Annotated in this window: 11 protein-coding genes; 2 read left to right on the top strand and 9 right to left on the bottom strand. The window is 60.0% G+C overall.

Annotated elements, in window-relative coordinates; all coding sequences use genetic code 11:
* Window positions 1-151 precede the first annotated feature (151 nt).
* Window positions 152-1,360: an MFS transporter gene (locus tag MKZ87_RS25565; protein WP_085702452.1), complete on the top strand. Its 1,209-nt coding sequence runs from the start codon at window positions 152-154 to the stop codon at window positions 1,358-1,360.
* Window positions 1,361-1,521: 161 nt separating this feature from the next.
* Window positions 1,522-1,782 (top strand): hypothetical protein, encoded by a 261-nt coding sequence (locus MKZ87_RS25560; RefSeq protein ID WP_085702453.1) that lies wholly within the window; start codon window positions 1,522-1,524, stop codon window positions 1,780-1,782.
* Window positions 1,783-1,889: 107 nt separating this feature from the next.
* On the opposite strand, the gene MKZ87_RS25555 is transcribed toward MKZ87_RS25560, so the two are convergent.
* The 9 genes from MKZ87_RS25555 to MKZ87_RS25515 all read right to left on the bottom strand — a co-directional run bounded on the left by MKZ87_RS25555 (window position 1,890) and on the right by MKZ87_RS25515 (window position 14,525).
* Window positions 1,890-2,870 (bottom strand): peptide ABC transporter ATP-binding protein, encoded by a 981-nt coding sequence (locus MKZ87_RS25555; protein ID WP_085698421.1) that lies wholly within the window; start codon window positions 2,868-2,870, stop codon window positions 1,890-1,892.
* On the bottom strand, window positions 2,870-3,838 hold the full coding sequence (locus MKZ87_RS25550; RefSeq protein WP_085698422.1) for an ABC transporter ATP-binding protein: 969 nt from the start codon (window positions 3,836-3,838) through the stop codon (window positions 2,870-2,872). Before MKZ87_RS25550 ends, MKZ87_RS25555 begins: the two co-directional genes overlap by 1 nt.
* A gap of 10 nt (window positions 3,839-3,848) precedes the next feature.
* On the bottom strand, window positions 3,849-4,775 hold the full coding sequence (locus tag MKZ87_RS25545; protein WP_085702454.1) for an ABC transporter permease subunit: 927 nt from the start codon (window positions 4,773-4,775) through the stop codon (window positions 3,849-3,851).
* Between the two features lie 11 nt (window positions 4,776-4,786).
* Window positions 4,787-5,797 (bottom strand): ABC transporter permease subunit, encoded by a 1,011-nt coding sequence (locus tag MKZ87_RS25540; protein WP_085698424.1) that lies wholly within the window; start codon window positions 5,795-5,797, stop codon window positions 4,787-4,789.
* Window positions 5,798-5,871: 74 nt separating this feature from the next.
* On the bottom strand, window positions 5,872-7,467 hold the full coding sequence (locus MKZ87_RS25535; RefSeq protein WP_085698425.1) for an ABC transporter substrate-binding protein: 1,596 nt from the start codon (window positions 7,465-7,467) through the stop codon (window positions 5,872-5,874).
* Window positions 7,468-7,546: 79 nt separating this feature from the next.
* The gene (locus MKZ87_RS25530; RefSeq protein WP_266202126.1) at window positions 7,547-8,962 is read right to left on the bottom strand and encodes an OprD family porin; all 1,416 of its coding nucleotides are present in this window, start codon (window positions 8,960-8,962) and stop codon (window positions 7,547-7,549) included.
* A gap of 177 nt (window positions 8,963-9,139) precedes the next feature.
* Complete coding sequence (locus MKZ87_RS25525) at window positions 9,140-10,738, bottom strand: ABC transporter substrate-binding protein (protein ID WP_266202125.1); 1,599 nt, start codon at window positions 10,736-10,738, stop codon at window positions 9,140-9,142.
* A 299-nt stretch (window positions 10,739-11,037) separates the two neighbouring features.
* Entirely contained in the window at window positions 11,038-12,663 is a 1,626-nt protein-coding gene (locus MKZ87_RS25520; RefSeq protein WP_085698428.1) for an ABC transporter substrate-binding protein, read from the bottom strand.
* A gap of 260 nt (window positions 12,664-12,923) precedes the next feature.
* The gene (locus tag MKZ87_RS25515; protein WP_266202124.1) at window positions 12,924-14,525 is read right to left on the bottom strand and encodes an ABC transporter substrate-binding protein; all 1,602 of its coding nucleotides are present in this window, start codon (window positions 14,523-14,525) and stop codon (window positions 12,924-12,926) included.
* Window positions 14,526-15,195: the final 670 nt, after the last annotated feature.

The following is a 15,195-nucleotide window of genomic DNA, read 5'->3' as shown; positions in this document are numbered from 1 at the left end:
GCTCGCACGAACATCATCAATCAAATCGGCGTTCTTGTTTGTGTGTTTCCCGAGATTCCGTGAAGAACCTTTTTTTTGCGTGCTGATTAAGTATGCGAACTCATTCAATTCGGGCGCCGAGCGTCCGGTCGATCAACAAGGGAGCAATCGAATGACAGGGAGGCTCGCTCATCTGCTTCGGCCCAACGGTTATTTCAGCCTGATGGCCTGGGTGCTGGCGGCGCTGCTGTTCATCAATCGCCTGAGCAGCATGGTCAAGCTGTTCATGGCGTTGTACTTGCGCCAGGAACTGGGGCTGGCGATCGAAACCGTCGGCTGGCTGCTGTCGGCGTATGGCGGTGGCTTGCTGATCGGCTCGATGCTCGGCGGGTGGCTCAGCGACCAAGTGCGCACGGCGCGACTGACGGCGGTGCTGTTTTTCATCTCTGCGTGGGTTCTGGTGTTGCTGGGGCTGGTCACGCAAGTGCCGTTGCTGGCCGGGTTGCTGTTGCTCAGCGGCACGCTCGACGGCGCGATCCGTACGCTGCATCAACGCTTGATCATGGAGTATTGCGAGGTTGGGCAGCGTCCACGGGCGCAGGCGTTGAGTCGCATCGCCAGGAACCTCGGGATGGCCGCTGCCGGTGTGGCGGGCGGTGTTCTGGCGCAAGTGGATTTTCGTTGGGTGTTTTTCATCAGCGCCGGGCTCACGCTGCTGGCGCTGCTCTGGTTTGTTCGCACGACCTGGCGCCGGCCGGTGCTGGACGCTGAGGAGGCGCCGCAGGCGCAATCGAGTGCGGGCCTGCCGTATCGCGACAAGCCATTCCTCTGGCTGCTGGCAGCGACCCTCCTTCTGGGTATGGCGTTCGACACGGTCTACAGCACCTTGGGCAACTACCTTCGCGACTATTACCGCTTGAGTACCGAGGCCATCGGCTGGCAGTTCGCGATCAATGCGATTCTGGTCGTGGCTTTGCAGATTCCCATGTCGCACTGGGGGGAACGCTGGGGCGCGCGCCGGCCGTTGATCGCCGGTTGTGTGCTGCTGGCGGTCGGGCTCGGCATGTTGCCGCTGGGTTCCGGGTTGTTTTATGCCTGCCTCTCGACCGTGATCTGGACGCTGGGGGAGGCATTGTTCATGCCACCGTTGAACGTGCTGGTGATGCAACATGCGCAAACCGGAAAAAGCGGTCGCTATTTCGGCCTGTTCTTCATGGCCTGGAGTGCGAGTTCGCTGCTGTCGCCCGTGCTCGGCGGGCAGCTTTATGGCCAGTTCGGGGGCCACAGTGTCTGGCTGGCGAGTGCCGCGCTGGCCTTGCTGTCTATGCCGCTGATTTATCAGGCGACCCGAGTTCGACCCGCAAGAGGCGCAGGCGCTTAGCTGATCCGGTTATGGACGTTATTCGAAAGCGGTCTGTCCAGGCACGGCATTTCCGGGCGTTGGTTAGCGTCCCATCTGGTGAACCCGGCTGATCGGAACTAGATTTCAATCAGCGTCAGGTCAGGCATGAATTTCTCACCTGGAACAGGATGGAATCGGCTATGAAAAACAGGTTGCTACGCGTTTTGTTGCTGTTGAAAGTGATGGTGATGCTGTCCCTCGGCACCGCGACGGCCTGGGCCGAGTGCGAGGATCACGATACTCAGGCCTTTAGCGGGCCGGTCGGGCACAGCGCGCTGATGCTGGCCAAGTCCGAGTCCGAGCCGGGCGATCAGGGCCAGGGCGGCAGTGCCGACGATGACGACGACACCACCGATGAGCCGGACACCGACGATCCGGACGAAGGTGACAGCCAGACGTAGATTCCGGGCAAAAGAAAACCCCTTCTTTCCCGATCGATGCGCAATCGAGGCAGAAGGGGTTTGGGCAACTCATCAACAACCCGCCCCGGAAAACGGGGCGGGTTTTTTCATGCCGCGCCGTCGAGGAACTGCTCGGCGTAGTGGCACGCTACCTGACGGGTGTCGAGCTGGCGCAGGGCCGGCTCTTCGCTGCTGCAACGCGCGGTGGCGTACGGGCAGCGCTTGTGGAACGCGCAGCCAGGCGGCGGGTTCAGCGGGTTGGGCAGCTCGCCGACGATCTTGATTTTCGGCTTGTCCGGATCCGGATGGATAGTCGGCGTCGCCGACAGCAGCGCCTGGGTGTACGGGTGCAGAGGACGGGCATAGATGTCCTCTTTCGGACCGATTTCCACCGGACGACCGAGGTACATCACCATCACGTCATCGGCCACGTGCTGCACCACCGCCAGGTTGTGCGAGATGAACACGTAACCGGTGTTGAACTCCTGCTGCATGTCCATGAACAGGTTCAGCACCTGCGCCTGGATCGACACGTCCAGCGCCGAGGTCGGTTCGTCCGCCACCAGCACTTTCGGTTGCAGCATCATGGCGCGGGCCAGCGCGATACGTTGACGCTGACCGCCGGAGAACATGTGCGGATAACGCTGGTAGTGCTCGGGACGCAAGCCGACCTGCTTCATCATCGCCTGGACTTTCTCGCGACGCTCGGAAGCACTCAGGTTGGTGTTGATCAACAGCGGCTCGGCCAGTTGATCACCGATTTTCTGCCGTGGGTTCAACGAGGCGTACGGGCTCTGGAACACCATCTGCACGTCTTTGCGCAGTTGTTTGCGCTGGGCCTTGTCGGCGCCTGCCACTTCCTGCCCGGCGATTTTCAGGGAACCGGACGACGGCTCCTCGATCAGGGTCAGGGCGCGGGCGAGGGTGGATTTGCCGCAGCCCGATTCACCAACGACGGCGAGGGTCTTGCCGGCTTCCAGCTCGAACGACACGCCGTTGAGGGCGCGCACGGTGGCGTGGCCCTTGAACAGGCCACGGGAGACTTCGTAGTGACGGGTCAGGTCGCGGGCGGTAAGTACGACGGCCATTACGCCACCTCCTGGTTCAGCGGATAGAAGCAGCGGGCGAGGCTGTGGCTTTTCGGGTCAAGGGTCGGACGCTGCGCGCGGCAGCTGTCTTGCACGTACGGGCAGCGCGGCGACAGCAGGCAGCCTTGCGGGCGGTCGTAACGGCCGGGAACGATGCCTGGCAGTGTGGCCAGACGCGCGGCACCCTGGCTGTGTTCCGGAATCGCCTTGAGCAGCGCTTCGCTGTACGGGTGGGCCGGGATGTCGAACAGTTGCGGCACCTGACCGACTTCAACGGCTTGACCGGCGTACATCACGCACACGCGCTGGGCGGTTTCAGCCACGACGGCGAGGTCGTGGGTGATCAGCACCAGGCCCATGTTCTGCTCTTTCTGCAGCGCCAGCAGCAGGTCCATGATCTGGGCCTGGATGGTTACGTCGAGTGCAGTGGTCGGCTCGTCTGCGATCAGCAGTTTCGGCTCGCCGGCAATTGCCATGGCGATTGCCACACGCTGGCTCATGCCGCCGGACAATTGGTGCGGATAGGCATCCATACGGCTGGCGGCGCCGGGGATCTCAACCTTTTCCAGCAGCTCGATGGCGCGCTTGCGGGCGGCCTTGCCGGACATTTTCAGGTGCAGGCGCAGCACTTCTTCGATCTGGAAACCGACGGTGTAGCTCGGGTTGAGCGCGGTCATCGGGTCCTGGAACACCATCGCCAGGTCTTTGCCGACGATCTGCCGACGCTGGCGGTTGTTCAGCTTGAGCATGTTCTTGCCGTCGAAGCTCAGCGAGTCGGCAGTCACGATGCCCGGGTGCTCGATCAGGCCCATCAGCGCCATCATGGTCACCGACTTGCCGGAGCCCGACTCGCCCACGATCGCCAGGACTTCGCCCTTGTCGACTTTCAGGTCGAGGCCGTCGACCACCGGTGTGGCGTTCTTGTCGCCGAAGCGAACGTTGAGATTCTTGATTTCTAACAGTGACATGGGAATCTCCTCAGGCGGCGTTCTTGAGTTTCGGGTCCAGCGCATCGCGCAGGCCGTCGCCCATCAGGTTGATTGCCAGCACGCTGAGCAAAATGGTCAAACCAGGCAGACTCACCACCCACCAGGCGCGTTCGATGTAGTCGCGGGCCGAAGCCAGCATGGTGCCCCACTCAGGGGTTGGCGGCTGGACGCCGAGGCCGAGGAAGCCCAGGGCGGCGGCATCGAGGATCGCCGAGGAGAAGCTCAGGGTCGCCTGCACGATCAGCGGTGCCATGCAGTTCGGCAGCACGGTGATGAACATCAGGCGTGGCAGCCCGGCACCGGCCAGGCGCGCGGCGGTCACGTAGTCGCGGTTCAGCTCACCCATCACGGCAGCACGGGTCAGACGCACATAGGACGGCAGCGACACCACGGCAATCGCGATCACGGTGTTGATCAGGCCTGGGCCGAGGATGGCGACGATCGCCACGGCCAGCAGCAGCGATGGCAGAGCCAGCATGATGTCCATCAGACGCATGATGGTCGGGCCGACCACTTTCGGGAAGAAACCGGCGAACAGACCCAGCAGGATCCCGGGAATCAGCGACATCACCACCGACGACAGACCGATCAGCAGCGACAGGCGCGAGCCCTGGATCAGACGCGACAGCAAGTCGCGACCCAGTTCATCGGTGCCGAGCAGGAACTGCATCTGCCCGCCTTCGAGCCACGCCGGCGGCGTCAGCAGGAAGTCGCGGTATTGCTCGCTCGGGTTATGCGGGGCGACCCACGGCGCGAAAATCGCGCAGAAAATCACCAGCAGCATGAACAGCAGGCCGGCGACGGCGCCCTTGTTTCTGGCGAATGCCTGCCAGAACTCTTTGTACGGTGACGGGTACAGCAGACTTTGATCCACGGCGGTGGCGGCGGTGACTACTGAGGAAGTTGGAGTGCTCATGGGTATTGACCTCAGCGCTGATGACGGATGCGTGGGTTGGCAAAGCCGTAGAGGATGTCCACCACGAAGTTGACCAGAATCACCAGGCAGGCGATTAACAGGATGCCGTTTTGCACAACCGGGTAGTCCCGGGCGCCGATGGCTTCGATCAGCCATTTACCGATGCCGGGCCAGGAGAAGATGGTTTCGGTCAGGACCGCGCCAGCGAGCAGGGTACCGACTTGCAGGCCGACCACGGTCAGTACCGGAATCAGCGCGTTGCGCAGGCCGTGCACGAACACCACGCGCGACGGCGACAGGCCTTTGGCCTTGGCGGTGCGGATGTAGTCTTCACGCAGGACTTCGAGCATCGACGAACGGGTCATCCGCGCGATCACCGCCAGCGGAATGGTGCCCAGCACGATGGCCGGCAGGATCAGGTGGTGCAGGGCATCGACGAACGCGCCCATGTCATCGGCCAGCAGAGTGTCGATCAGCATGAAGCCGGTGCGCGGCTCGATGTCGTAAAGCAGGTCGATCCGCCCGGACACCGGGGTCCAGCCCAGGCTCACCGAGAAGAACATGATGAGGATCAGGCCCCACCAGAAGATCGGCATCGAATACCCCGCCAGGGAGATGCCCATTACCCCGTGGTCGAACAGGGATCCTCGCTTGAGGGCCGCGATCACCCCGGCCAGCAGGCCCAGGATACCGGCGAACAGCAGGGCGGCCATGGACAGTTCCAGGGTCGCCGGGAAGAGGGAGGTGAACTCGGTCCATACGCTCTCACGGGTGCGCAGGGATTCGCCGAGGTCGCCGTGAGCCAACTTGCCGATGTAGTCCAGGTACTGGGCGTACAACGGTTTGTTAAGACCGAGGCGTTCCATTGCCTGAGCGTGCATTTCGGGGTCGACCCGACGTTCGCCCATCATCACTTCCACGGGGTCGCCGGGAATCATGCGAATCAACGCGAAAGTCAGCAAGGTGATGCCGAAAAACGTGGGGATCAATAACCCCAGTCGGCGGGCAATAAAACTAAACATCGTGTGTGGTACCTCATCAGCCGGTTAGGCGTGCCCGGCGACCCTGGGGTCAGGGAGGCCGGGAGTTTTCTTATCTACTTCACCTGGGTGGTGGCGAAGTTATTGGTTGTCAGAGGGCTGATGTGATAACCCTCTACGTTGTTGCGCATTGCGGTGAACATGCGGGTATGGGCCATGCTGATCCATGGCTGATCCTGATTGAACAGCACTTGAGCCTGTTCATACAGCTTGGCGCGTTCGGCCGGATCTACTTTAGCCCGTGCTTCGTCGAGCAGGGCCTGGAATTTCTCGTTGCACCAGCGAGCGTAGTTTTCGCCGTTCTTGGCGGCTTCGCAACTGAGCATAGGCGTCAGGAAGTTATCCGGGTCGCCGTTGTCGCCCGCCCATCCGGCCGAAACCATGTCGTGCTCGCCGGCCTTGGCGCGCTTGAGCATCTCGCCCCATTCCATCACCCGGATGTCGATCTTGATTCCGACTTTCGCCAGGTCAGCCTGCATCATCTGCGCGCCGAGCATCGGGTTCGGGTTGGTCGGGCCGCCGCCGTTGCGGGTGAACAGGGTGAAGGTGGTGCCTTCCGGTACACCGGCTTCCTTGAGCAGGGCGCGGGCCTTGTCCAGGTCACGTGGCGGGTTTTTCAGCTCGTGGTTGTAGCCCAGCAGGGTCGGCGGGTACGGGTTGACCGCAACGGTCGCGTTGCCTTTGCCGAACAGGGCGTTGACGTAGGCTTCCTTGTCGAAGGCGATGTCGATCGCTTTGCGCACCCGCACGTCGCTGATGTACTTGTGCTGGGTGTTCATGGCGACGTAGGAGACAGTCATCGCATCCAGTTCATCGACTTTCAGGTTGCTGTCTTTCTTGATGCTCGGAATGTCATCCGGTTTCGGGTACAGCGCGATCTGGCACTCGTTGGCCTTGAGTTTCTGCAAGCGCACGTTGTTGTCGGTGGCGATCGCCAGGATCAGTGCGTCAGCCGGGGCCTTGCCACGGAAGTAGTCCGGGTTGGCCTTGAAGCGTACCTGGGCGTCCTTGTTGTAGCGCTGGAAGATGAACGGCCCGGTGCCGACCGGTTTGCTGTTCAGGTCGCCGGTCTTGTTGGCCTTGAGCAACTGGTCGGCGTATTCGGCCGAATAGATCGAGGAAAACGCCATGGCGATGTCGGCCAGGAACGGCGCTTCACGACGGGTCAGGGTGAACTTGACGGTGTTGTCGTCGACTTTCTCGACGCTTTTGAGCAGTTCCTTGAAACCCATGCTTTCAAAGTACGGGAAGCCCACGCTCGACAGCTTGTGCCACGGGTGATTCGGGTCCAGCTGACGCTGGAAACTCCAGACCACGTCGTCGGCGTTCATGTCGCGGGTCGGCTTGAAATATTCGGTGGTGTGAAACTTGACGCCTTTGCGCAGGTGGAACGTGTAGGTCAGGCCGTCTTCGCTGATGTCCCAGGATTCGGCCAGCGCCGGAATCACTTCGGTGGTGCCCGGCTTGAAGTCCGCCAGACGGTTGAACACCGTTTCAGCTGCCGCATCGGCTGTGACTGCAGTCGTGTATTGGACTATATCGAAGCCTTCCGGACTGGCTTCGGTGCAGACCACCAAGGGTTTGGCCGAGACGCCGACAGCGACACTCAGCAACGCAGCCGCGATGGCCGCACGTAGGGGAAGCATTTTCATCAAGAACCCTCTGCAATCGGTTGAAGACAAAAAGCCGAACGGCCGACTCGTCACTGAGTCAGCCGTCGGCTGGCGGTTTTTACAGGATGTTGAATGGAATGGTGGTCACGAGACGGAACTCGTTGATGCTGCCGTCAGCCTGGTTTTCGCTTGCACGGTGCGCGGTGTAGGTCGCGCGAACGGTGGTGGCTTTCAGCGGACCGCTCTGTACGGCATAAGTGGCACCGATGCCGTATTCATAGTGGTGTTCGCCGTCCATCGACTGCACGCCATCGTAGCCGCCACCCTTGTAGTGAGTGCCGTCGATGCCCCAGCCGCGGGCCTGGTAGATGTTGAACTTCAGGCCTGGCACACCGTATTCGGCCATGTTCAGACCGTAGGCCACCTGGAAGGATTTCTCGTTCGGGCCGTTGAAGTCCGACAGCAGGGAGTTGGCCAGGTAGATGCCGTTGGTTTCGTGCAGGTAGTCGAAGTACTCGTTACCGTTCACTTCCTGGTAGGAGAAGGTCAGGGTATGCGCCTGGTGAGTCAGGCCGAACGACAGGGAGTACGTGTCGTTGTCGATTTCACCCAGTTTCTTCTTACCTTCATCCACGGTCTTGTAGTAGTTCAGACCGGTGGTCAGAGCCAGCACCGAGCTGTCACCCAGCACGTGGGTGGCGCCGAAGTAGTACTGGTTCCACAGGTCTTCGGCCTGGGTGCCCCACAGGCTGGTGGTCAGGCTGGCGAACGGCTGGTACGAGATGCCGCCGGTGTGAACGTGGTCGGCTTCGGCATCGATCGCGCCGTATTCGGAGCGGAACTTGCTCAGGCTTTCTTCGGTACGCGGCGAAACGCGGTCGAACGAGGCCAGGTCGAAGGACAGATTGTTCAGCTCTTCGCTATGGATCGCGATACCTTCGAAGCTCGATGGCAGCGGACGGTTGCCGATCACATCAACCTGCGGGCTGCTGAAGTTCATGCGGCCGGCGGTCAGGGTGGTGTTGGAGATGCGTGCCTTGACGTTGGCCAGGCCGACTTTGCTCCACTGGCCCTGGGCTTCGCCGCCTTCACGGGTCAGGGTACGGTTGTTGCCCGCGCCCGGACGGGTGCCTGGTGCGCCGCCATTGTTGGCCGCCAGGTTCTCGCGGTCACGTTCCAGCGCGATGGCGTTGTACGCTGCCACTTCGGTGCTGAAACCGACGGTGCCTTCGGTGAAGCCCGAGTTGTACTTGACGATGGTGCCTTGCACCCAGTTGATACGGCGGTCGGTCGGGGTGGCCACGCCATCCTTGCGATAGGTGAACTTGCCGCCGCGCTTGAGTTGTTCGTTGGCGTACCAGTTACGGGTCGTGCCGCTGATTGTGGAGCCTTCGAGGAAGCCGGTGGCTTCGGCCTGGGCGCTCTTTTCATTGACGGTCACCGGGGTGAACGCCTGGCTTTGGGTTTCCGCGTAAGCCGTGGCGGTGATGCTGCTGATGGCCAAGGCCAGTATCGCGGTATTGCTCAGTTTCATGGGTGAAGCTCCTTTACTTTCTTTTTATGCCGGCTTTTTTTGGTTGGCCGGTTATTGGTTTAGAACTCATTCACACATCGCAAACGTTTGCAAAAGGCCTGAATGGCGAATTTCGGCAAAGCGCTTGCGTGAGGGGGTAGACGGCCCCCTCAGCGTTGCGGCTAATCGGTTGTTTGTTTAATCGATGCTGACACCCGAAAACACGTTGCGACCGAACGGGCTCACCTTGAACCCTTCGACTTTGGCGCTCAGCGGCTGGTTGACCGTCGAGTGGGCGACAGGCGTGATCGGCACTTGCTGCTTGAGCAGTTGTTGGGCCTGTTTGTAGAGGACGGTGCGCTGGTCGCGGTCGGTGACGACCTTGGCCTGCTTGATCAGCTTGTCGTAAGCCGGATCGCACCACATGGAGTAGTTGTTGCCGCCGATGGCATCGCAGCTGTACAGCGTGCCGAGCCAGTTGTCCGGATCCCCGTTGTCACCGGTCCAGCCGATCAGGCTGATGTCGTGCTCGCCATTCTTGGTGCGCTTGATGTACTCGCCCCATTCGTAGCTGACGATCTTCACTTTCAGACCGATTTTGGCCCAGTCAGCCTGGAGCATTTCGGCCATCAGTTTGGCGTTCGGGTTGTACGGACGCTGTACCGGCATCGCCCACAGGGTGATCTCGGTGCCTTCCTTGACGCCGGCAGCCTTGAGCAGCTCTTTGGCTTTTTCCGGGTTGTAGGCGGCGTCCTTGATGGTGTCGTCGTAGGACCATTGGGTCGGCGGCATGGCGTTGACGGCCAGTTGGCCGGCGCCTTGATAAACCGCGTTGAGAATCCCCTGTTTATTCACCGCCATGTCCAGTGCCTGACGCACTTCGAGCTGGTCGAACGGCTTGTGGCGCACGTTGTAGGCGATGTAGCCGAGGTTGAAGCCCGGCTTCTCGATCAATTGCAGTTTCGGATCGTTCTTCAGTGCCGGTACATCGGCCGGACGCGGGTGCAGCGTGACCTGGCATTCGCCGGCCTTGAGCTTTTGCACGCGTACCGAAGCATCGGTATTGATCGCGAAAATCAGGTTCTTCAGCTTCACCCGGCTCTGATCCCAGTAATGCGGGTTGCCGGTGTAGCGGATGTTCGAGTCTTTCTGATAGCTCTTGAACACGAACGGGCCAGTGCCGATCGGCTTCTGGTTGATGTCGCTCGGTTTGCCTTCGGCCAGCAGCTTGTCGGCGTACTCGGCGGACAGGATGGCGGCGAAGCTCATGGCGATGTTCTGGATGAACGCGGCGTCGACGCTGTTGAGCGTCATGACCACGGTCAGCGGCCCGGTCTTCTCGACCTTGGCGATGTTCTTGTTGAGGCTCATCCCGTTGAAATACGGGAACTCGGTCGGATAAGCCTTACGGAATGGCTGTTGCGGATCGAGCATGCGGTTAAACGTGAACAGCACGTCGTCGGCATTGAAGTCGCGCGTGGGTTTGAAGTACGGCGTTGTATGAAACTTCACACCTTCACGCAGGTGAAAGGTGTACTTGAGACCATCCTCGGAAATATCCCAGCTGGTTGCCAGGCCCGGTACGACATTGGTCGCGCCTTTTTCGAACTCGGCCAGTCGGTTGTACAGCGGTTCGGCGGCGTCGTTATCGGTCGCCGTTGTGTACTGCGCGGTATCGAAACCGGCCGGGCTGCCTTCGGAGCAGAACACCAGACTGTTGCTGGCGGCGAAACTGGCGGACGCGGCGGTCAACAGACCGGCGCCCAGCAATGCGGAAAAAACCAAGGTATGGCGCATGACGCTCCCTCTTTTTTAGTGTTGTTCAATGCGCCGCGATCCCGTCCAGGGAAGTTGTGGCGGCATCGAGTTCAAACCAATACGGCAGCAAAACCGATGGTCCACGCAGTCACTGGTCAGAACCCGACGGTAGGGGCCGTGGGTCTGGCAGTAAATGCGCTGAGTCCTAAAGACTCGTAGGAAAAGGCAACACGTCCTGAACCAGCCCGGTAAGACCGGTTGGAAAAGTTTGTAGGCAGATTCCTAACTTCTCGGCAAAAAAAACAGCGGCGACGCTGAAAACGTCGCCGCTGCTTCTTTTATTTGCTGACGCTGACGCCGTAGAAGGAGTTCAAGCCGAATGGGCTGATCTTGAAGTCCTGCACGTTGGCGCGCATGGGTTGATACACCGTCGAGTGAGCGATAGGTGTCATAGGGACTGCATCTTTGAGGACGTGCTGCGCCTCTTTGTAGAGTTCGGTGCGCTTGGCCTGGTCAGTGGTGCGCTTGGCTTCTTTCACGAGGCCGTCGAATTTCTTGTCGCACCATTTGGAGAAGTTGTTGCCGCTCAGGGAGTCGCAACCAAACAGCACGTTGAGCCAGTTGTCCGGATCACCATTGTCACCGCTCCAGCCAATGATCATCGCCTGGTTCTCGCCACCCTTGGAGCGCTTGATGTACTCGCCCCATTCGTAGCTCTGGATCTTCACTTTCAGGCCGATCTTGGACCAGTCGGACTGGAGCATTTCAGCCATCAGCTTGGCGTTCGGGTTGTAGGGACGCTGCACCGGCATCGCCCACAGGACGATCTCGGTACCTTCCTTGACGCCGGCTTCCTTGAGCAGCTGCTTGGCTTTCTCGGGATCGTACTTGGCGTCCTTGATGGTGGTGTCGTAGGACCACTGGGTCGGCGGCATGGCGTTGACGGCCAGTTGGCCGGCGCCCTGGTAAACCGAGTCGATGATCTGAGGCTTGTTGACCGACATGTCCAGTGCCTGGCGAACGCGCAGGTCGGCCAGCGGGTTAGGCTCGTTGCTGCCCTTGACCTTGTCCATCACGTTGTAGGCGATGTAGCCCAGGTTGAAACCGGCCTGGTCCGGCATTTTCAGCGCAGGGTCGGCTTTCAGTGCGGCGAGGTCGGCCGGACGCGGGAACAGGGTGACCTGGCACTCGTTCTTTTTCAGCTTCTGGATACGTACCGACGGGTCGGTGGTGATGGCGAAGATCAGGTTGTCGATCTTCACGTCTTCAGGCTTCCAGTAGTCCTTGTTGCCGGTGTAACGGATGTTGGAGTCTTTCTGGTAGCTCTTGAACACGAACGGACCAGTGCCGATCGGCTTCTGGTTGATGTCGGCAGCCTTGCCTTCCTTCAGCAGCTGGGCTGCGTACTCGGCGGACTGAACAGACGCGAAGCTCATGGCCATGTTCTGGATGAACGCGGCGTCGACTTCTTTGAGGGTGAACTTGACGGTGTGGTCGTCGACTTTATCGATCTTGGTGATGTTGGTGTCCATCCCCATGTCGGTGAAGTACGGGAATTCGGTCGGGTACGCCTTACGGAACGGGTCATCCTTGTTAATCATGCGATTGAAGGTGAACAGCACGTCGTCGGCGTTGAAGTCACGAGTCGGCTTGAAATACGGGGTGGTGTGGAACTTGACGCCTTCACGCAGGTGGAAGGTGTAAGTCAGGCCGTCATCAGAAATGTCCCACTTGGTCGCCAGACCAGGAACAACGGCGGTGCCGCCGCGCTCGAACTGGGTCAGACGGTTGAACATGGTTTCGGCTGAGGCGTCGAAGTCGGTTCCGGTGGTGTATTGGCCTGGGTCGAAACCGGCCGGGCTGCCTTCGGAGCAGAACACCAGGTTAGTCGCAGCGGAAGCGAAAGGTGCGGAGGCTAACAAGCCTGCGCCGACTAAAAACGGAATGACCGCGTGTTTAAGCATGTTGGCCTCATGATTTGTTGTCATTTTTTAGTAGTGAGGTACGACCTCGTGAGTCGTGCCTGCGGATACTTATGCAGGGCCCATACCCAATGCAAGATCCAGAGCGCTCGGCGGCGTCAAAGCGTGGCACGAACGTACCTTAATGTCGCATCCGTATAACTTCTGACGCATTTGACCGTTTGCGGCCGGTTTTTACGGTGCAAACGAAGCCCCAAAACGGTGCGCCGGTCACGTTGTGCGCGCCGGATTGGGGCCGGGTGTTACTTATTTATACCCACCCCGTAAAAGGGGGTTAGACCGAACGGGCTGATCTTGAAGTCGGTGACTTCCTTGCGCAGTGGCTGGAACACCGTGGAATTGGCGATCGGCGTGATCGGCACCTGCTGTTTGAGGATCAGTTGCGCCTGTTGATACAGTTTTACCCGTTGCGATTTATCGGTGGACACCTTGGCCTGCTGCACCAGTTTGTCGTAAGCCGGATCGCACCACTTGGCGTAGTTGCTGCCTTTTACCGCGGCGCAGCTGTAAAGCACGCCCAGCCAGTTGTCCGGGTCGCCGTTGTCACCGGTCCAGCCGTAGATCATCGCGTCGTGTTCGCCATTCTTGGCGCGCTTGATGTACTCGCCCCATTCATAGCTGACGATGTTGGCCTTGATCCCGATCTTCTCCCAGTCCTGCTGGATCATCTGCGCCGACATTCGTGCATTCGGATTGGAGGCGCGCTGCACGGTCATGGCCCAGAGGTTGATGGTTGTACCCGGTGCAACCCCGGCTTCCTTGAGTAGCGCCCTGGCTTTTACCGGGTCATGCGGCGCGTCTTTTATGTTCGGATCGAACGACCATTGCGCTGGCGGCAAGGCGTTTTGCGCCAGCTGCCCGGCACTCTGATAAACCGCTTTGATGATCGCCGGTTTGTCGATGGCCATGTCCAGCGCCTGGCGCACTTTGAGCTGATCCAGCGGTGGATGAGTGGTGTTGTAGGCGAGAAAGCCGAGGTTGAATCCGGCCTGCTTCAATACGCGCAAGTTCGGGTCTTTTTCCATCACTTCAATGTCGGCCGGGCGCGGGTAGCCGCTGACCTGGCATTCGCCGGTCTTGAGCTTTTGCAGGCGTACGGCGGCGTCCGGGGTGATCGAGAACACCAGGTTATCGACCTTCACGTCCTCGGGTTTCCAGTAGTCCTTGTTCGCCGCGTAGCGGATCTGCGCGTCCTTCTGGTAGCGCTTGAACACGAACGGGCCGGTGCCGACCGGTTTCTGGTTGAGGTCGGTGGCGTGGCCTTCCTTCAGCAGCTGCGCGGCGTATTCGGCCGATTGCACCGAGGCAAAGCTCATGGCGAGGTTTTGCACGAACGCGGCGTCAACGTTGTTCAGATTGAAGCGCACGGTGTTTTCGTCGAGCTTTTCCACGGATTTGATTGTGCTGTTCAGGCCCATGTCGGTGAAGTACGGGGATTCGGCAGGGTAGGCCTTGCGGAAGGCGTTTTCCGGGTCGAGCAGGCGCTGGAAGGTGAACAGCACGTCATCGGCGTTGAAGGTGCGGGTCGGGGTGAAGTAGTCGGTGGTGTGGAATTTTACGTTTTGGCGCAGGTGGAAGGTGTATTGGAGGCCGTCCGGGCTTACGTCCCAGCTTGTGGCCAGGCCCGGTTCGATGTCGGTGCTGCCGCGTTTGAATTGGGTGAGGCGGTTGAAGACGGTTTCGGCGGAGGCGTCGAAGTCGGTGCCGCTGGTGTATTGGCTGGGGTCGAAGCCTGCGGGGCTGGCTTCGGAGCAGTAGACGAGGGTTGTTGCTGCGTTGGCGATGGGGGTTATGGCGGTCAGGGCCAGGGTGATCAGGAGTGGTTTTAGGGTGGTTCTTTGCATGTCTGGCCCGTGGGTCTGGAGGTGGTTGTTCCTTGAGGTTAGCGGGGATTTGAGGGGGATCGGAAATATCGTTTTTTGAGGGGATGCGTCTATCTCGGTATATCTGGGCTTGTGTACATATCCGTTGCTGCGGTAACGGCTTCTTAGGGTTCCGCCCTTACGGCGGGTCACTTTTTACAAACGCCTAAAAAGTAACCAAAAACGCTTGCTCCTGCGTTCGGCCCCTCGCTGAGGCTCGGGGTTCCTTCGCTCCGGGATTTATCCGGGGGGCATCGCCTACGGTTTGCTTCGCTGCACCTCCTCTCGATGTGTTTGGCTTCGCCAAACGGTCGCTGCGCTCCCACCCCCGGATAAATCCCTCCACTCAGCCTTCCGACGTCGCCCGTGGATCAAGATCAAAAGCTGCAGCCGAGCTAACGCTCATCCTGTTGAGTGGTGGTGGGGCAACAGCTAGAGCGGTTTGTGTGCTTTTCGGATTTTGAATTTACCTTCGATATCTCACGTCGGCGTATTTCATTTAAACGACGCGGTCAGTCCCCTCTCCCTCCGGGAGAGGGCTAGGGTGAGGGCAGCTTTTGATCGTTCCCACGCTCCGCGTGGGAATGCAGCCCGGGACGCTCCGCGTTCCATTTTCGGATGTTTAAAGATGTGTGGGATTCACCGAACCTTC

This window comes from Pseudomonas sp. MCal1 (assembly GCF_026341415.1).
Classification (GTDB): Bacteria; Pseudomonadota; Gammaproteobacteria; order Pseudomonadales; family Pseudomonadaceae; genus Aquipseudomonas.
The sequence above is the reverse complement of the archived record's forward strand: the minus strand, read 5'-3'. Positions and strand labels throughout refer to the sequence as shown.

Bases quoted from the DNA above. Each gene is read 5' to 3' on its own strand.
- MKZ87_RS25560 (WP_085702453.1), top strand. From the start codon at position 1,522: ATGAAAAACAGGTTGCTACGCGTTTTGTTGCTGTTGAAAGTGATGGTG.
- MKZ87_RS25540 (WP_085698424.1), bottom strand. From the start codon at position 5,797: ATGTTTAGTTTTATTGCCCGCCGACTGGGGTTATTGATCCCCACGTTT.
- MKZ87_RS25555 (WP_085698421.1), bottom strand. From the start codon at position 2,870: ATGGCCGTCGTACTTACCGCCCGCGACCTGACCCGTCACTACGAAGTC.
- MKZ87_RS25535 (WP_085698425.1), bottom strand. From the start codon at position 7,467: ATGAAAATGCTTCCCCTACGTGCGGCCATCGCGGCTGCGTTGCTGAGT.
- MKZ87_RS25550 (WP_085698422.1), bottom strand. From the start codon at position 3,838: ATGTCACTGTTAGAAATCAAGAATCTCAACGTTCGCTTCGGCGACAAG.
- MKZ87_RS25525 (WP_266202125.1), bottom strand. From the start codon at position 10,738: ATGCGCCATACCTTGGTTTTTTCCGCATTGCTGGGCGCCGGTCTGTTG.
- MKZ87_RS25515 (WP_266202124.1), bottom strand. From the start codon at position 14,525: ATGCAAAGAACCACCCTAAAACCACTCCTGATCACCCTGGCCCTGACC.
- MKZ87_RS25520 (WP_085698428.1), bottom strand. From the start codon at position 12,663: ATGCTTAAACACGCGGTCATTCCGTTTTTAGTCGGCGCAGGCTTGTTA.
- MKZ87_RS25545 (WP_085702454.1), bottom strand. From the start codon at position 4,775: ATGAGCACTCCAACTTCCTCAGTAGTCACCGCCGCCACCGCCGTGGAT.
- MKZ87_RS25565 (WP_085702452.1), top strand. From the start codon at position 152: ATGACAGGGAGGCTCGCTCATCTGCTTCGGCCCAACGGTTATTTCAGC.
- MKZ87_RS25530 (WP_266202126.1), bottom strand. From the start codon at position 8,962: ATGAAACTGAGCAATACCGCGATACTGGCCTTGGCCATCAGCAGCATC.